Raw genomic sequence first — 16,308 nt, forward strand, 5'->3', positions numbered from 1 at the left:
GAGCAGCCCCGGTTCTCTGCGGTTCGAAGGGGCGATTTTCGCCCCGAAGAAAACAGCAAGAGCGCACTTATGGTTTCGCTTCGCGAAACCGTGCGGTCAGGGGCTACGCCCCCGACACCCCGGCGCGCTTCGCACGCCTGCCCCCCAATGCTCGCCCCCAGAGGGGGCTGCGCTTCCGTCGTTGTTGGGGTTTTCAGGTAGTGGCGATTTACTCGGTCCAGGTGAAAAGTCTTAGCCGTGGGAAGGGCGACAGCGCGACCGCTGCCGCTGCTTACCGCGCTGGCCTGTGCTTGGACGACCCCAGCGGCGCGCGCCACGACTACAGCAAGAAAGGCGGTGTTCTGTCGGTGGACATGCTGGCACCCGATGGCGCGCCCGCGTGGGCCACGGATCCGCGGCAGCTTTGGGCCAAGGTCGAAGGCCACGAGACGCGGAAGAACGCGCGCGTTGCGCGTGAGGTGCTGGTGGCCTTGCCGCACGAACTGGACCCCGAGCAGCGGCGCGGCCTGGCTAAAGACCTGGGGCAATTGCTGGTCGAACGCTACGGCGTTGCCGCCCAGGTCGCGCTCCACGCACCCGACAAAGGCGGAGACAACCGCAACTTTCACGCGCACATACTCATCACCCCGCGCCAGGTGGGCCCGGATGGCTTCGGCAACAGTGCGGCGAAAGTCCTGGACGAATTCAAGGCAGGGGCGCAGGAACTGAAAGACCTACGGGCCGCCATCGGCGCGCGTATCAATGCCGCCCTAACCGCCGCTGGCGTTGCCTCGCGCGTGGACCACCGGCGCCTTGTGGACCAGAAAGCCGAGGCAGCCCAACGCGGCGATTTCGGCGCGGTCGCCCAATTGGACCGCGTGCCGACTAAACACGAGGGCAAGGCCGTCACCCAGGCCCGCCGCCGGGGCGAACGCCTGCCCAGGGCAAAGCGCAACGACCGAGCAAGAACGGCCAGTGAGCGCCGCTTCAACCAGCACACCCGCAGATTTGAAGACCTCAAGGCCAAGGCGGCCGCCGACGGCCGCTTGCAGCTGGTGGACGAGCAAGCCCTACACGCGCGCGCCTTGTTGGAGCGACGCAAGGAGGGCGCCCAGCGGCTGCGAACTGCCGCCATGGCCCAGGCCACCCCTAACAGCCCCACGCCAAAGGCCGCCGTCCTGGCGCGTGCAAAGCGTCCCGCTTCGCACAAGGCCGGGGCATCCATGCCCCGGCGGGCGGCTGGCGCCGCTGGTCAGCAGGGGAAGGGGTCGGCAGCCGTCGAGCGCGCAGCCCGAGGGAAAGATCGTGTCCAGGTGGAGAACGTCGTGGTGCAAGAAGCCGCCAAGCAGCTTGAAGAATTGATTGCCGAAATGCTGGCCCGCGCCAGGCGAGCCCTCCAGCAGCCAGAAGCAACCCCATGGCAGCGGGCCACCGCGCGCACCCTGCTTGAAACCCATGACGCCGCAGGCGAGGCCCGGGAGGCATGGCGCCGAACGGTCGAGGAGCGAAAGCAAGCGCGGGAAGCGGTTCGCCGTGCCCGTGCCGACCGGGGGCACTACGGGCCGCCGGCAGATGACCCCTTCAGCCGAATGCGCAGAGCCCTGGGCCATCCCACGGCGCACGACCGCCAGGCCTTGGACGCCGCTGAAACCGTGAAGCGGGCGAAGGTTGCCGAGGCCCAGGCCAAGGCGGATCGCGATGCCGCCAGCCGGCAGCGTCAGCAAGCAGAAGCCGTTGCCGAAAAGGCGCGGGCCCAGTTCGCCCAGGCCTTTGGCATGCCCGTGCCCCGCTTCGACGCGAAACCCCCGCAGCAACCCGAGCCCGCGCCCACGTTGGCCCCGGGCGTGGAGCCGACACCTGGGCGGACGTCCCTCCAGGAACGACAAAGGCCGCGCATGCGCTAGGGGTATGCAAGGGCGGCGGCGCTGAATAGGATCCGGCCATGGCCGAGACCGACTTTAGCGACTTCATCCGCGCGAACTACGAGCTCCACGAATGGCGGCACGCTGTCGCCATCCTCAAGTCGGACTTCCCAGACGAGTGGGCCGATATCCTGCGAATGCTGGAGGACTTCAGGCTCTATAAGGGCTGGATTGAGGTGGGCGGTGGCAACCGCTCTAACCTCGCCGCATGGGTTGACCACACGTTGGGCGAGCGGGGATGGGTAGAGACGAAGTTCAACACGCAGATCAAGGTTGATGAGATCACCAGGGACAGCCCAACCCACAAAGTGGATTGCTTCCGAAATCGGGTAGCGCTTGAGGTCGAATGGAACAACAAGGATCCGTTCTACGACCGTGACCTCAACAACTTTCGCCTGTTGTTTGACTTGGGCGTGGTCAGTGTCGGGGTTATCTTCACCCGGGCCGACGAGCTGCAAGAGGTGTTCGACGCGATGGGTCGCGGCTCTTCTTACGGGAACAGCACCACCCACATGGGCAAGCTGCTGCCGCGCGTGGAGGGTGGCAGCGGGGGCGGCTGCCCCCTGCTGGTCATCGGTATCAAGAAGTCCCTTTTGACCGACGCCGAGCCGCCCGCTGTGCCGAAGAAAGCGAAGGCGAAGAAGAAGCCCGCACCGGCTCCCCTTTTGGAGCCGCAGCGCGCGGACTAACCGACGGGCTCCGGTCTGCCTGCGAGTGATTGGCGTAGGTGTTCCAGGTCGGCGCGTAGTCGTCCGACTGGTTGCCCCACACGCTCCAGCCCTTGCGCGGGCCACGCGCGAACATCTCCAGGAATGGGCCAGGGCTACACGCCTCAATCAGCGGGTATTGCTCATCGGGCTTGCGGGAGTGCTCGCGCTTCTGCGTTGCTAGGAAGTTCACCTGCGTGCGGCCCGGGTCCAGCGTGCGCGCGTTCTTGCCCCGCACCCCGAACAACAGCAGTTCGGTGACGTTGCGGAAGTAGAAGCCCACCCCCCGGCCGTCTGGCCCGCCGTCCTTTCGGATCTTGTGCCACACGATGTTGGACTTGTAAGAGAACCCCCACGCCTTCATCACTTCCAGGCCTTCGGGTAGCAGCGCGTTGGGCACCCACAGATACAGGTGCGCGGTGTCGGCCACGATTTCGGACACCGGCAGGGCCATGATTTCCGGCAAGTCCATCGTGCCGTAGCGGCTCAACCGCTTGTGTTCTGGGGCCATCTTCCCCGTGCGGTTCTGGAAGCGCCACGGCGGATCCGCCATCACGGTCTTAAAGCCCTTCGACGGGGCCAAGGCCTTGAGTTCTTGGGCCGCCTGCTGGGCGAGGTTTTTCTTGGACACTGGCGGGGGCATTGAGGGAGCAAAAAGATCCTCAATGGTCGCTGGCTGGAGTGCCAAAGGCAAGGGCAATGAGCGCGTCATGACTAAAGACTAGGAGGGCGCGCTCGCACCGGCTGCGACTGAAAAGAGAACGCCCCGGCCACCTTGACGAATGACCGGGGCGAGCTACTTTGAAGGGAAGGCCCCCGGGTGAGTGAAGCCCGGAGGCGAGCTAGGCAGGTGATGACTGCCGAGCCCAGGCGCGGCCCCTAGGGTCACGATAACAAGCCAGGGCCCGACCGCAACCCCCCCTTCCCTCGTCTCCTCTCACTGCCTTGGTGCCCTAGGTAGCCGTAGCACGGTGCCCGGGTGAAACCGGGCCGCGCACAAGGAACGGGCGCCCCATTGAGGGGCTTGGGCTGACCACCACCGGAGTGAGCGGGCTTTGAAGCAGGGGGACAATAGGCGCTGTCTGGCCTTGCAACCTGCGCCTACCCAGGTAGTTCAAGCGTCGCAGAGGCGCGGGGAGTGCTCAATCTGGCCCCGCTCGTGTGCCCTGTCGCGATCCGACTGCCAAGGGGTTGTGGCCCAAGGAAGGAAGCTAGGATGACATTCCCCAGCGACGGCTGGGGAGCGGGCGAGCCCACTGGAGAGACGCCAGGCGAGAGCTTGGTGACAGGACCCAGAGCCGGCGCGGTTGGACCGCGTGAACCTGTCGTAGCGGTGTAGTCCATCTATCACCGTGCCCGACTGTCGGGCCACCTTCGAGGTGGTAACCAGCAGGGGCTAAGTCGCCCCGGCCGCCCTTAAGGCGGAGGTCCCGGGGAGACTTTGCCCTTCATCGTCGGGGGAGCGAAGCGGACCCGGCGATGAAGGGCAAAGCAGGGGGCGCTTTCGTTCTCCGTATCCCTGTTGCAGTTGCAGACACCAGACCCATGCAACCGCAATACCTGGCTTTTCCTTGCTCAAGAAAAGCCTTTGCATGCTCTGGAAAAGCAAACGGGCGAAATTTTTCGACGGCCCCTCTCCTACCGCTTGCGCTTCGTAGCCGCCACCCCTTTCAGTGCCCCCGCGAACTGCCCAGGCGTGTAAGCCGGCAGCGTCACCGGCGGCGAGAACTTCGCGAGCGTTGCCACCCGGTCCGGAAGCGTGCTGCGGTGGATGTAGTGCTTCTCCAGCACGGTCTGCCCCGCCGCGTGTCCCGTCAATGCGCCGATGGCAGCAGCGGACGCGCCGGCCGCGTCTAGACGGTCAGCGAGGGTGTGGCGGAAGCCGTGGAACCCCTGCCCCTTCTCTTCAATGCCCAGGCCCTTGATGTAGGCCGAGAACTGGCGCGACAACTGCCGGCCAAAGCCCAGCCCGGTGGAGTTCGGCAGGTTGGGGAACAACTGCGCATGACCGGCGGCCTTGGCCTCATCGACATACGTCAAAAACCCAGCAGCAACCACCGGCTGGGCCAAGGGCACAAAGCGGCGGCTGTTCCTGTTTTTGACGCTCTGGCCCTTCGCTGCGGCCCGAATGTAGAAGCCAGGCACGCCATCGACCGTTTCCACGTCCTCCACGCGGAGCTGGGCCACCTCATTGACCCGCGCACCAGAGAACAGCCCCAGCATGGAGCCGAACCAGCGATGCGGGTATTTCGATGCCCAGGGCACGAACGCGGGGCCGAAGATGGCCCGCAGTTCATCATCCGAAAACGGCGCGCCGCGGTCCTCGTTGTCGGGCGTGGCGACGGCGCGCACTCCCGCCAGGGGGTTGGTGGCCAAGTCTCCGGAAGCCACCAGCGACACGAAGAACACGGACAAGCGCTGTCGGTGTTTCGCAATGGTCCACGCAGCTGGCGCGGGTTCGCCGTTCTTCTTCGCCAACTCGAAGACCTCAAGCACCGGAAGATCCCGATACTCGGGGCGCTTGGACGCGTTCGAAGGCCACCAGCGCACGGCGGCGAAGAAGGCGCGCACGTGCTCCTGTGTGAGTTCGGCCACCGGCGTGGATGCGCCTACCACTTCGGAGAACAGGCGCAGGGTGTGGCGGCTTTCCAGGATCGTCTTGGCATGTAGCCGAGCGCCCTCCAGGTCGCCCAGGTGTGCCGCGATTGCCATGGACAGGCGCAAGCGACGGCCGGCAGCGGCGGCGGCAATGCGGGCGCTGCTGGCGCTCACTTGAGCGCGGCGCTGCTCAGCCAGAGCCGAGAGCATCGCAACATCTTCGGCCGTGTCCAGCCGAGCGCGATCGATTTTCGTCCCGTCGGAGAAAGTGAGACCTTCCAGGATGAGATCCTTCCGGCCTGCCGCCTGTGCCGCTTCCAATGCCTTCTTCCAATCCACGGTCTGCCCCCTGCGCAGTGCGTCGAACGCATGAGAGAGTGCCACGGCCATGCATGCGGCGACCAGTCGCGCCGCGTCCCCTGGAGGTAGATGGAGCGGACGCACGAGGAAGCGCGACCCCACGACGGGGCGCAAATCCATCGGCACGAGAAAGCGGGCATAGAGCCCGCTTGGACGCGAAAGAAGCAGGGGCTTCGGCACGAAAACGATACCTCAAACGATACCTAAACGGGTCGCTTGAGAAGTCGTTTTTCTTGACTAAAACCCTTGCAAATTCATGCACTTAGGAGCATGATGGGTCTTGAGTGGAGCGGGTGATGGGAATCGAACCCACGTCAGTAGCTTGGGAAGCTACAGCTCTACCATTGAGCTACGCCCGCGTTGCAGGATGAAAGTCTATGCGGAGCGGCCGGTGTTGCGCAATGGCGGCCACCACATCCGCCGGTCAGGGCCCGGCGCTGCCGTGCGACAACGGGGTCGGAGCCCTTCCCCTGCGGAAAGGGCCCCGCCCCCACCGGCATCAGAAGCTGCCGCTGAAGCTGGCGAACAGCGTGGCGTCCTGCGCACGCTTCTGCAGGGTGGTCGCGCTCAGGCCGATATTGCTCTGCAGGCCGAACAGTTCCATGCGTGCGCCCAGGATGGCGGTGGCATAGTTCTTGTCGAAGTCCATGCCCGGCACGCGGTACATGCCCACCTCCGGCAGGCTCTGCACCCAGGCGCTGGCCTGCTTGGTGTCCTCGAACTCATGATCGTAGGTCACCTGCACGTACGGCTTGACGCTGCCGCCATCGAAACGGGCCTGCCAGCCGACGCGGCCGACGGTGGAATCAACGTCCTGCTTGCCGTAACCCAGCGCGGTGGCCAGCGTGCCGGCATCGGCGCTTTCGGTGTAACCGTCGATCTTCACCTGCTGCCAGATCACCGAGGCGATCGGGCCATGGCGGAAGCCACCTTCGGTGCCGAACTCATACCCGGCATTCAGCGCGGCGGTCAGGTTGCTGCCGTCCGGCGAGCCGCCATGTTCACGGGTGGCCGGGCCCAGCTGGACCTTGCGGTTCACGTCATAGGACAGCCAGGTGTAGCTGACCTGGCCATTGACCCAGATGCGATCGCCGTACCAGCCCGCAAACAGGCCGGCCGTAGTGTCCTTCTGGGTGAAATCGCCACGGCTGTTGCCGAAGTCGGCATTCAGGCGGCCGAAGCCGGCGAAACCACCGAAGACCATGCCATCGCGGGCCCAGTCGACACCGAACAGGCCGGCCGGGGCCAGGCCGTCGTACAGGTCGGCATGGTCGTGGCGCTGCATGTCACCGCGTACCCCGCCCCACCAGGACAGGCCGTCCGCCGGGCGCCCGGCCTGATGCAGGCTGACCTGGTCCGCGCGCGAGCGGCCGATGGTCTGCGCCGAATGGGTCAGCACCTGCTGCAGGCGCGGACCTTCCAGGATTGAAATGGCGTACTGGCCCAGCATCTGGTGCGCCGCCGACGTCGGGTGCACATCATCGGCGAACAGGTAGGTGTTGGCGGCATCCGGGCGCGCATAGGCCAGCGGGCTGCAGGTCAGCGACGATGCGGTCAGGCAGGCGCGGCCGGTGACGTTGCTGAAACCATACCTGCCCGGGTTGGCGGTGATCTCATGCAGCAGGGTGTAGGTATCGAGCGGAATGAAGTCGATGCCGGCCTGCTTCAGGCCACCATACAGCGCGGTGTTGTAGGCGGTGGACAGGGCGGTACCCTGGGCTTGTCCGGCCGCACCGCGATCGATGAACCCGGGGGTGATGCCGACGTCAGGCAGGTTGGGCACCATCACGTACTGGGCACCGGCCTGCTTCAGGCTGGCCACGATGCCGATCTGCGTGGTCACCGCCGCGCCGATCACCGCCGGCGCCTGGGCCGGGGCGGTGATCGAGAACAGATCATTGGCGCCGCCCCACACGGTGTACAGCGCATTCGGGTCGGCCTTGCCGCCATTGGCGGCCAGGTAATTGGCCATCTGCGTCTTCAGCGACGGCACCGGCACGTTGCCGAACGCCGGCTGGGTCAGATCGGTACCCACGCGGGCACCACCGACGGCATGGTTGTCGCCGACCTGGCCGTTGCCGTTCGGACTGGCGTTGAGACCGTAATAGTCGGCCACGACCTGTGACCAGGCCAGGCCGGGATTGGTGGTGAACTGGCCGGTGACCGGCCGCGCTTCGGGCGGCAGCAGCGGGCGGAAGTAGCCGCTGTCGGTGAGGCTGTCACCGAAGAACACGGTTCGGCTGAACGGGGATTCGCCTGCCATGGCCGGCAGCGCGGCCAGCGCGATTGCCGCTGCCATGAGGGAGCGGATCGGGCGTTTGCTGAGCAGCATGTTGAAACTCCTGTGGGGATGTCGTTGAGAACCCGGCACACGTACGCCGGCGCACGGTGCATGGTTTCACCGTGCCGCCCATTGCTCACGCTGCGCCGCCGCATGGATTGTCGCCGCTTGCAGGCCTGGCGGGCTGTGCCGAAGGTGGCGTGCACGGACGATTGCAACAGTTCCGATCCGGACAGGGGATCAGCGACAATGACGCCATGAACATCCAGCTCAACGGCGAACCCCGTACCCTGCCCGCTTCGGCCACCCTGCTCGACCTGCTTGCGACCGAGCAGCTGCTGCAGCGGCGGGTCGCGGTGGAGGTCAACGGCGAGATCGTCAGCCGCAGCCGCCACGGCGAACACGTACTGGCCGAAGGAGACGTGGTGGAGATCGTGCACGCGCTCGGTGGGGGCTGAGGCAAGCCCCCGCGCGCTGCGTTCGCCGGGCATGGCCCGGCGCTGCCGGGGCGGACACAGGGGAACGCCGGTCGTGCCCGGCGGTGCTGATGTGACGACCCCATCTTCAGGCGGATAAGCGATAATCACGCCATGAACGTTCATGTCTCCCCCGATTCGCTGGTGATCGCCGGCAAGACCTACGGCTCGCGGCTGCTGACCGGCACCGGCAAGTTCAAGGATCTGGAAGAAACCCGCCTGGCCACCGAGGCTGCTGGCGCCCGGATCGTCACCGTGGCCATCCGCCGCACCAACATCGGGCAGAACCCGGGCGAACCGAACCTGCTCGATGTACTGCCGCCGGACCGCTACACCATCCTGCCCAACACCGCCGGCTGCTACACCGCCGAGGACGCGGTGCGCACCTGCCGCCTGGCCCGCGAGCTGCTGGACGGCCACAACCTGACCAAACTTGAAGTACTGGGCGACCAGAAGACCCTGTACCCGGACGTGATGCAGACCCTCAAGGCCGCCGAGCAGCTGGTCAAGGACGGCTTCGAGGTGATGGTCTACACCTCCGACGACCCGATCCTGGCCAAGCGCCTGGAAGAGATCGGCTGCGCCGCGGTGATGCCGCTGGCCGCGCCGATCGGCTCGGGCCTGGGCATCCAGAACAAGTACAACCTGCTGCAGATCATCGAAGACGCCAAGGTGCCGATCATCGTCGACGCCGGCGTGGGCACTGCCTCGGATGCGGCGATCGCGATGGAGCTGGGTTGCGACGGCGTACTGATGAACACCGCCATTGCCGGTGCACGCAACCCGGTGCTGATGGCCAGCGCGATGCGCAAGGCGGTCGAGGCCGGGCGCGAAGCGTTCCTGGCCGGCCGCATTCCGCGCAAGCGGTATGCCAGTGCCTCCTCGCCGGTTGATGGATTGATCGGCTGATGACCAATCCTTTCGACAGCGCCGGGTCCAAGGCCCCGCCCAAGCCCTTCACCGTCAGCGAAGGCCGCCGTGAAGTGCGCAGCTTCGTGCTGCGCCAGGGCCGCTTCACCCCCGCCCAGCAGCGCGCGTTCGACGAACGCTGGCCGCGTTTCGGCATCGACTACAACGGCCAGCCGCGCGACCTGGATGCCACCTTCGGGCGCCCGGCGCACAAGGTGCTGGAAATCGGCTTCGGCAACGGCGCCGCGCTGCGCTTTGCCGCCCAGCATGACCCGTCGCGCGATTACATCGGCATCGAAGTGCACGCGCCCGGGGTGGGCCGGCTGCTGAACGCGCTGGCCGAGGACAACGCCGACCACGTGCGCCTGTATCACCACGACGCGGTGGAAGTGCTGCAGAACGAGATCGCCGACGGTGCGCTGGACGAAGTGCGCATCTACTTCCCGGACCCGTGGCACAAGAAGCGCCACAACAAGCGGCGCCTGCTGCAGCCGGCGTTCGCCGAGCTGATCGTGCGCAAGCTGCGCCCGGGTGGCCGCCTGCACTGCGCCACCGACTGGGAAGACTATGCCGAGCAGATGTGGGACGTGCTCGACGCCACCGCCGGCCTGGTCAACCGTGCCGGTCCGCGCGGCAGCGTGCCGCGCCCGGATTGGCGCCCGCAGACCCACTTCGAGACCCGCGGCCAGAAGCTGGGCCACGGCGTCTGGGACCTGCTGTACGACCGCACCTGACCATCGCCTGAGGACACCGCGCCCCACATGGATACCGCGCTGACGCTGACCAACGACATGAAGCTCGTGCTCGGGCTGGTCGGCTTCACGATGGCGATGTTCCTGTTCGAGCGCATCCGCGCCGACGTGGTCGCGCTGGTGGTGCTGGTGGTGCTGGGCGTGACCGGCCTGATCGCGCCGGAGGAGATCTTCGGCGGTTTCTCCGGTAATGCGGTGATGAGCATCATCGCCACCACCATCCTCGGTGCGGGCCTGGACCGCACCGGGGCACTGAACCGGCTGGCGGCCTGGCTGCTGCGGCGCGGCCACGGGGTGGAGCAGCGGCTGCTGATGATGACCACGGCCATTGCCGGCCTGAACTCCTCCTTCATGCAGAACCCGTCGGTGATGGCGCTGTACCTGCCGGTGGCCTCGCGGCTGGCCGCGCGCACCGGGCTGACCCTGCAGCGGCTGCTGCTGCCGATTTCGGCGGCGATCGTGATGGGCGGCGCGCTGACCATGGTCGGCAACTCGCCGCTGATCCTGCTGAACGATCTGCTGGCCTCGGCCAACAACAACCTGCCCTCCGGCCTGGCCACGATCGAACCACTGCGCATGTTCGCGCCGCTGCCGATCGGCGTGGCCCTGCTGGTCGCCTCGCTGCTGTACTTCCGCTACTACGGCGACCGCAAGCTGGTGGAGGAAGAAAGCCTGGTGAACGACGGCGTCACCCCGGCCCGCACCGAGAGCTACTTCGCCAAGACCTATGGCATCGAAGGCGATGTGTTCGAGCTGGTGGTGAGCGCCGAAAGCCCGCTGGTGGGCATGACCCTGGGCGAGGCCGAGAACCTGCACGACGCACCGCTGCTACTGGCCTTGAAGACCGGCAACGACACCCGGCTGGCACCGCCGGCGGAGATGCGCATCTGGGTCGGCAGCGTACTGGGCGCGATGGGCCCGCGCGAGCAGATCCATGATTTCGCCCAGAACCAGTTCCTGCGCATGTCGTCACGGCTGAAGCACCTGGGCGACCTGTTCAATCCCAGCCGCGCCGGCATTTCCGAGGCGGTGGTACCGCCGACCTCGAACGTGATCGGCAAGAGCGCGGCCGACCTGCGCCTGCGCAAGGAGCGCGGCATCAGCCTGCTGGCGATCAACCGCGACAAGCAGGTGATCCGCGAGGACGTGCGCGATGTGCAGCTGCGCGCCGGTGACATGCTGGTCTTCCACAGCATCTGGACCGACCTGGCGCAGGCCGCGCGCAGCCGCGACTTCGTGGTGGTGACCGACTACCCGACCGGCGAGCAGCGCCCGCACAAGTTCAAGATCGCGATGGCGATCTTCGCGCTGACCATCCTGATCGCGCTGACCAGCAAGCTGCCGGTGGCGCTGACCCTGATGACCGGCGTGGCTGGCATGCTGCTGACCGGCGTGCTGCGCATGGACGAGGCCTACGCCTCGATCAACTGGAAGACCGTGTTCATGATGGCCGGGCTGATCCCGCTGGGCTGGGCGATGGACTCCAGCGGCGCAGCGGCGTGGGTGGCCGGCCACACCATCGACAAGCTGCCCACCGGCATTCCGGTCTGGGTACTGGAACTGGCGCTGGCCTTGCTGACCACGGTGTTCTCGCTGGTGATCAGCCACGTTGGCGCGACCATCGTGATGGTGCCGATCGCGGTGAACCTGGCACTGGCGGCGGGCGGCAATCCCACCGCGTTCGCGCTGATCGTCGCGCTGTCGGCGTCCAACAACCTGATGACGGCGTCGAACCCGGTGATTTCGATGATCACCGGCCCGGCCAACTACACCCCGCGTGAGATGTGGCGGGTGGGTGGACCGTTGTCGCTGATCTACACCTGCGTGGTGGTGGTGATGATCAACCTGATGTTCTGAGGGGGAAGTGTGCTGGCAGGGCTGCGCCCTGACCTGCGGGATTGCCCGCACCCGCCCCAGGCAACATCGCGCGGCCTCAGGCCAGAAAGACCTGCCCATCGCGCACGTGCACCGGCACCGCGCGCAGGCGGTCACCCTTGCACGGGCCGGCGATGCAGTCGCCACTGTCCAGGGCGAACGAGGCGCCGTGGGCCGCGCAGACCAGGTGGCCGTCGCGGCTTTTCAGGAACTGGCCGGGGGCCCAGTCGAGGCGGCGCCCGGCATGCGGACAGACATTCAGGAACGCGCGCACCTCGGTGCCCTCCCGGTACAGCACCAGCGACTCGGCATCGCCGTCGAGCAGCGCCTCGACTTCGGCAAAGGCCCCATCGGCAATGGCATCCAGGGCGATCAGGGCAGCAGCGGCAGTCATGGCGAAGGCTCGAACGGAATCGCGCATTGTCGCACGCCCGGTCATATGACTGGCTGCGACATGAACACAAGTCATTGATCCGTAATAAGCCAAGGCTATATTTAACGAGTTTTTCACTCAATGACAGAGCCGGCTCCGGATACTCTGGGTTCGCTGATTTCCAGCCTATCGAGCCGCCATGTTCAATCGCGATTTCGCCTTCAACCAGTTCCGCACCCTGTTTGCCCCGCGCAAGCCTCGTCACCCGCTGGTGCGCGTTGCGGTGGGTCTGCTCGGCCTGGCGATTCTGGCCGCGATGGTGTTCATCGGCGTGTTCGTCGGTGCGGCCATGATCCTGGTCGGCCTGGCGTGGAAGCTGCTGGCATCACGCAAGCCCGGGCAGAACCGCCCGGCCGATCCGAACGTGGTCGAGGGTGAGTACCGCGTGGTGCGCAAATCGGCGCTGCCGGCCTCGCGCTGATCGACGCTGCCCGCTGACGGCGGGCCTCGCTGCGTTCTAGACTGCGGGCACTCCCTTCCTGGATGCCCGCATGTCCGATGTCTCCGATGTGATCCCTGCTGCAGCCACGCCCCGTGTTCCGGTGGTCGGCGGCGGCAGTTTTCCCGTGCACCGCGTCTACTGTGTCGGCCGCAACTTCGCCGACCATGCACTCGAAATGGGCGCGTCCGTTCCCGCTGCCGATGATCGTGGCCGTCCGATGTTCTTCACCAAGCCGGCCGATGCGATCGTGGTCGGCCACGACGATGTGATTCCCTACCCACCCGCCACCGCCAACTTGCACCATGAGGTGGAACTGGTGGTGGCCATCGGCCGCGACGCACCCGCCGGTGAACTGCCCGTGGCCGATGCCGAGGCGCTGGTGTACGGCTATGCCGTCGGCCTGGACCTGACCCGCCGCGACCTGCAGGCGGCAGCCAAGGAGAAGGGTCATCCGTGGGATTCGGCCAAGGGCTTCGATGCGTCCGCGCCGATCAGCGAGATCGTCCACGCCGGCGAAGTGGGTGATCTGGCCGCGTTGAACCTGTCACTGGAGGTCAACGGCGAAGTGCGCCAGCAGTCCCTGCTGGACCAGATGATCTGGAACGTGCCGGAGATCCTGCATGAGCTGTCCAAGCTGTGGCAGCTGCGCGCCGGCGATCTGGTGTTCATGGGCACGCCGTCCGGCGTGGCCGCGCTGCAGCCGGGCGACCGCTTCAGTGCCCGCCTGGAAAACGTGGCCGAACGCCACGGCGTGATCGCGGGCTGACATCACCTGCGTTACCCTGCGCGCTGTCCACTTCCCCACCGGAGAACTACAACAATGGGAATGCTCACCGAGTTCAAGGAATTCGCGATGCGCGGCAACGTCATCGACCTCGCCGTGGGCGTGGTGATCGGCGCGGCCTTCGGCAAGATCGTCACCGCGCTGGTGGAGAAGATCATCATGCCGCCGCTGGGACTGCTGATCGGCAAGGTGGATTTCTCGCAGCTGGCATGGACGTTGTCGCCGGCGCGCATTGGACCCGATGGCAAGGAGATCCCGGCGGTGGTGATCGGCTACGGTGACTTCATCAATACGCTGATCCAGTTCGTGATCGTGGCCTTCGCCATCTTCCTGGTGATCAAGGTGATCAACCGCCTGTCGCGCAAGAAGGAAGCGGCACCGGCCGCACCGGCTGAAGAAGTGGTGCTGCTGCGCGAGATCCGCGACAGCCTGAAGAAATAATGGAACGGGCGCCTGCGGGCGCCCTTTCCATCTGCATGTCTGCGATGCTGCCCATGCGGCGTTGCTGCTATCCTCCTGCGCCCGCGCAGTGCCCTCGCGCCGCGCGGAAAGCACGAACCACCGCCCCCCTGCGGTGGATGCCAGGAGGCACCGCTTGAACACCCCCATCCCGCGCATGCGCGCACTCGCCATCCCCCTGTTGCTGTCTGCCTGCATGTGCGTGGCCGGCACCGCGCAGGCGCGCGATGTCTCTGTCACCGATGGTAAGGGCCGTTACCTGACCTACAAGCCTGGGATGGCACTGCCCAAGGGCGTAGCCGCGCCGCTGGACGGCTACAGCCACGCCGACCTGTTGCTGGCGGCCGCGCAGCCGATCGAAGCGCAGATGAAAGCGCGCGGCCTGGACCCGACGCTGACCCGCGAGTCTCTGTTTGCAATGGCCGGCGTACTGAACCAGGCGCTGGAAGCCAAGAGTGCCGAGTACCAGATCGCCACCGATCTGCAGAAGGCCGGCGATTCGCCAAAGGCCCGCCATGAAGCAGTGACTGCGCTGGCCAAGCGCTTCGGGCTGCTGACGGTCGATGCCACCTACGATTCGCTGAAGGGTTCGCCGCTGTTGTCGCTCGACAAGCAGTTCCTGAACGACTACATCAACAACGCCGGCAACGGTGTTGCCAGCTACATCATGAAGTTGGATACCGCAGCCAAGTGATTGCCAGCGGCGCCCTTGGGCGCCATGGAAGTGAGCGAAAGCCCCGCTCCGGCGGGGCTTTCGCTTTGCTGCATCTGGCGGAAAACAGCGTCCGCGCCAGCCATGACCTCCCGCCCATGCGCCGCGCTGAACGACTGTTAAGCTCCAAGGCTTACACCCTTCCCGGAGCTGTCCATGCGTCGCCGCGTCCTTGCCATCGCATCCTCCCTCGCCCTGCTGGCCGCGCCGGCCTTTGCGGCGCCGCGCACCACCACCCTGCCCCCGGCCTCGCTGGCCACTGCCGCGCAGCTGCGCGACCAGGCGCTGGCCGACGACACCGGCTGGAAGGTCGTCGAATCGCTGACCACCGAGATCGGCCCGCGCATTGCCGGCAGCGAAGCCGACGCACGCGCCGTGGCCTGGGCCGAAGCCAAGTTCAAGGCGCTTGGCTTCGACAAGGTATGGAAGGAGCCGGTGAGCTTCCCGAAGTGGGAGCGCCGCAGCGAGCACGCCGCAGTGACCGGGAACCACCCGCAGCCGCTGCAGATCACCGCGCTGGGCGGCAGCCCGGGCGGCACCGTGGAAGCGGAGGTGGTGCGCTTTGCCGACCTGGCCGCACTGCAGGCGGCACCGGCCGGATCGCTGAAGGGCAAGATCGCCTTCGTCGATTACCAGATGCTGCCGTTCCGCGATGGCCGCGACTATGGCCGCGGCGGCGCGATCCGCAGCAAGGGGCCGTCCGAGGCGATCCGCAAGGGCGCCGTCGGCTTCCTGATGCGTTCGGCCGGTACCGATTCGCACCGCGTGCCGCATACCGGCATCACCCGCTTCGACGATGGCCTGACCCCGGTGCCGTCGGCGGCCTTGTCGGTGCCCGACGCAGACCAGCTGGCGCGCCTGCTGGCCCGTGGCGCGACCACGGTGAAGGTTGCGCTGGATTGCGGCTGGGATGGTACGGCCACCTCGTACAACGTGATCGGCGAGATCACCGGCCGCAGCCTGCCGAAGGAAGTGGTGGTGATCGGCGGCCACCTGGATTCCTGGGATCTGGGCACCGGTGCGGTCGATGACGGTGCAGGCGTGGGCATCACCATGGCCGCCGGCCACCTGATCGGCCAGCTCAAGCAGGCGCCCAAGCGCACCATCCGCGTGATCGCCTTCGCCAACGAGGAACAGGGGCTGTATGGCGGCAAGGCCTACGCCGAAGCGCACGCCAAGGACGTGGCCCTGCACCAGCTGGCCGCCGAAAGCGATTTCGGCGCTGGCCGCATCTATGCCTTCAACACGGGCTCGCCGAATCCGGAAGGCTCGCGCGAGGCCACCCGGCAGATTGCCGAGGTGATGAAGCCGCTGGGCATCGAGTACCAGGCCGACAAGGGCGGCCCGGGCCCGGATGTCGGCCCGCTGGCCGCCAAGGGCGGTGCCTGGGCCTGGCTGGCGCAGGATGGTTCGGACTACTTCGACCTGCACCACACCGCCGACGACACGCTCGACAAGATCGACCCGAAGGCGCTGGCGCAGAACGTGGCCGCGTATGCCGTGTTCGCGTATCTGGCCGCCGACGCCGATGGCAGCTTCGGCAGCGAAGCCAAGGCGACCACCCCGCCGAACGAGTGAGTCCACTTCCACGCTGTGCGTGGAGTGACTCATGACCGGGT

At 66.5% G+C, this 16,308-nt stretch carries 15 protein-coding genes and 1 tRNA gene; 11 read left to right on the plus strand and 5 right to left on the minus strand.

The window, feature by feature from the left end:
• Positions 1–221: 221 nt before the first annotated feature.
• On the plus strand, positions 222–1,883 hold the full coding sequence (locus Q5Z10_RS17105) for a MobA/MobL family protein (protein WP_303639210.1): 1,662 nt from the start codon (positions 222–224) through the stop codon (positions 1,881–1,883).
• 38 nt (positions 1,884–1,921) lie between these two features.
• On the plus strand, positions 1,922–2,590 hold the full coding sequence (locus Q5Z10_RS17110) for a BglII/BstYI family type II restriction endonuclease (RefSeq protein WP_162377373.1): 669 nt from the start codon (positions 1,922–1,924) through the stop codon (positions 2,588–2,590).
• Here Q5Z10_RS17110 and Q5Z10_RS17115 read toward each other — a convergent pair.
• The 4 genes from Q5Z10_RS17115 to Q5Z10_RS17130 all read right to left on the minus strand — a co-directional run bounded on the left by Q5Z10_RS17115 (position 2,481) and on the right by Q5Z10_RS17130 (position 7,898).
• Positions 2,481–3,239 carry an MT-A70 family methyltransferase gene (locus tag Q5Z10_RS17115; RefSeq protein WP_202935632.1) on the minus strand — a complete coding sequence of 253 codons (759 nt, stop codon included), beginning with the start codon at positions 3,237–3,239 and terminating at the stop codon, positions 2,481–2,483. The two genes, Q5Z10_RS17110 and Q5Z10_RS17115, sit on opposite strands and share 110 nt — an antisense overlap.
• Positions 3,240–4,246: 1,007 nt before the next feature.
• Complete coding sequence (locus Q5Z10_RS17120) at positions 4,247–5,746, minus strand: tyrosine-type recombinase/integrase (protein WP_442758924.1); 1,500 nt, start codon at positions 5,744–5,746, stop codon at positions 4,247–4,249.
• A gap of 105 nt (positions 5,747–5,851) precedes the next feature.
• Positions 5,852–5,925 (minus strand) — tRNA-Gly (locus tag Q5Z10_RS17125).
• Between the two features lie 140 nt (positions 5,926–6,065).
• Positions 6,066–7,898 (minus strand): autotransporter outer membrane beta-barrel domain-containing protein, encoded by a 1,833-nt coding sequence (locus Q5Z10_RS17130; RefSeq protein WP_303636568.1) that lies wholly within the window; start codon positions 7,896–7,898, stop codon positions 6,066–6,068.
• Between the two features lie 206 nt (positions 7,899–8,104).
• On the opposite strand from Q5Z10_RS17130, the gene thiS reads away from it, so the two are divergent.
• From thiS to Q5Z10_RS17150, 4 genes are all read left to right on the plus strand, one after another.
• Positions 8,105–8,305 (plus strand): sulfur carrier protein ThiS, encoded by a 201-nt coding sequence (thiS, locus tag Q5Z10_RS17135; protein WP_108747263.1) that lies wholly within the window; start codon positions 8,105–8,107, stop codon positions 8,303–8,305.
• 132 nt (positions 8,306–8,437) lie between these two features.
• The gene (locus Q5Z10_RS17140) at positions 8,438–9,232 is read left to right on the plus strand and encodes a thiazole synthase (protein WP_303636569.1); all 795 of its coding nucleotides are present in this window, start codon (positions 8,438–8,440) and stop codon (positions 9,230–9,232) included.
• Positions 9,232–9,966, plus strand: coding sequence for a tRNA (guanosine(46)-N7)-methyltransferase TrmB (trmB, locus tag Q5Z10_RS17145; protein WP_303636570.1), 735 nt, complete (start codon positions 9,232–9,234; stop codon positions 9,964–9,966). The genes Q5Z10_RS17140 and trmB overlap by 1 nt, the downstream gene beginning before the upstream one ends.
• Positions 9,967–9,993: 27 nt before the next feature.
• Complete coding sequence (locus Q5Z10_RS17150; protein WP_303636571.1) at positions 9,994–11,841, plus strand: SLC13 family permease; 1,848 nt, start codon at positions 9,994–9,996, stop codon at positions 11,839–11,841.
• A gap of 76 nt (positions 11,842–11,917) precedes the next feature.
• Here the strand turns inward: Q5Z10_RS17150 and Q5Z10_RS17155 are convergent, their stop codons facing one another.
• Entirely contained in the window at positions 11,918–12,253 is a 336-nt protein-coding gene (locus tag Q5Z10_RS17155) for a Rieske (2Fe-2S) protein (protein ID WP_303636572.1), read from the minus strand.
• 178 nt (positions 12,254–12,431) lie between these two features.
• On the opposite strand from Q5Z10_RS17155, the gene Q5Z10_RS17160 reads away from it, so the two are divergent.
• The 5 genes from Q5Z10_RS17160 to Q5Z10_RS17180 all read left to right on the plus strand — a co-directional run bounded on the left by Q5Z10_RS17160 (position 12,432) and on the right by Q5Z10_RS17180 (position 16,267).
• Complete coding sequence (locus Q5Z10_RS17160; RefSeq protein ID WP_303636573.1) at positions 12,432–12,713, plus strand: hypothetical protein; 282 nt, start codon at positions 12,432–12,434, stop codon at positions 12,711–12,713.
• Positions 12,714–12,783: 70 nt separating this feature from the next.
• Positions 12,784–13,500 carry a fumarylacetoacetate hydrolase family protein gene (locus Q5Z10_RS17165; protein WP_303636574.1) on the plus strand — a complete coding sequence of 239 codons (717 nt, stop codon included), beginning with the start codon at positions 12,784–12,786 and terminating at the stop codon, positions 13,498–13,500.
• Positions 13,501–13,554: 54 nt separating this feature from the next.
• Positions 13,555–13,959 carry a large-conductance mechanosensitive channel protein MscL gene (gene mscL / locus Q5Z10_RS17170; protein ID WP_049447393.1) on the plus strand — a complete coding sequence of 135 codons (405 nt, stop codon included), beginning with the start codon at positions 13,555–13,557 and terminating at the stop codon, positions 13,957–13,959.
• Between the two features lie 154 nt (positions 13,960–14,113).
• Positions 14,114–14,671 carry a hypothetical protein gene (locus tag Q5Z10_RS17175; protein ID WP_303636575.1) on the plus strand — a complete coding sequence of 186 codons (558 nt, stop codon included), beginning with the start codon at positions 14,114–14,116 and terminating at the stop codon, positions 14,669–14,671.
• A gap of 174 nt (positions 14,672–14,845) precedes the next feature.
• Positions 14,846–16,267, plus strand: a complete 1,422-nt coding sequence (locus tag Q5Z10_RS17180; RefSeq protein WP_303636576.1) for a M28 family peptidase — start codon at positions 14,846–14,848, stop codon at positions 16,265–16,267.
• The last annotated feature ends 41 nt before the right edge of the window (positions 16,268–16,308 follow it).

It is taken from the genome of Stenotrophomonas sp. 704A1 (assembly GCF_030549525.1).
Lineage (GTDB): Bacteria > Pseudomonadota > Gammaproteobacteria > Xanthomonadales > Xanthomonadaceae > Stenotrophomonas > Stenotrophomonas tuberculopleuritidis.

Bases quoted from the DNA above. Each gene is read 5' to 3' on its own strand.
- Q5Z10_RS17110 (WP_162377373.1), top strand. From the start codon at position 1,922: ATGGCCGAGACCGACTTTAGCGACTTCATCCGCGCGAACTACGAGCTC.
- Q5Z10_RS17160 (WP_303636573.1), top strand. From the start codon at position 12,432: ATGTTCAATCGCGATTTCGCCTTCAACCAGTTCCGCACCCTGTTTGCC.
- Q5Z10_RS17150 (WP_303636571.1), top strand. From the start codon at position 9,994: ATGGATACCGCGCTGACGCTGACCAACGACATGAAGCTCGTGCTCGGG.
- Q5Z10_RS17130 (WP_303636568.1), bottom strand. From the start codon at position 7,898: ATGCTGCTCAGCAAACGCCCGATCCGCTCCCTCATGGCAGCGGCAATC.
- Q5Z10_RS17140 (WP_303636569.1), top strand. From the start codon at position 8,438: ATGAACGTTCATGTCTCCCCCGATTCGCTGGTGATCGCCGGCAAGACC.
- thiS (WP_108747263.1), top strand. From the start codon at position 8,105: ATGAACATCCAGCTCAACGGCGAACCCCGTACCCTGCCCGCTTCGGCC.
- trmB (WP_303636570.1), top strand. From the start codon at position 9,232: ATGACCAATCCTTTCGACAGCGCCGGGTCCAAGGCCCCGCCCAAGCCC.
- Q5Z10_RS17155 (WP_303636572.1), bottom strand. From the start codon at position 12,253: ATGACTGCCGCTGCTGCCCTGATCGCCCTGGATGCCATTGCCGATGGG.
- Q5Z10_RS17165 (WP_303636574.1), top strand. From the start codon at position 12,784: ATGTCCGATGTCTCCGATGTGATCCCTGCTGCAGCCACGCCCCGTGTT.
- mscL (WP_049447393.1), top strand. From the start codon at position 13,555: ATGGGAATGCTCACCGAGTTCAAGGAATTCGCGATGCGCGGCAACGTC.
- Q5Z10_RS17180 (WP_303636576.1), top strand. From the start codon at position 14,846: ATGCGTCGCCGCGTCCTTGCCATCGCATCCTCCCTCGCCCTGCTGGCC.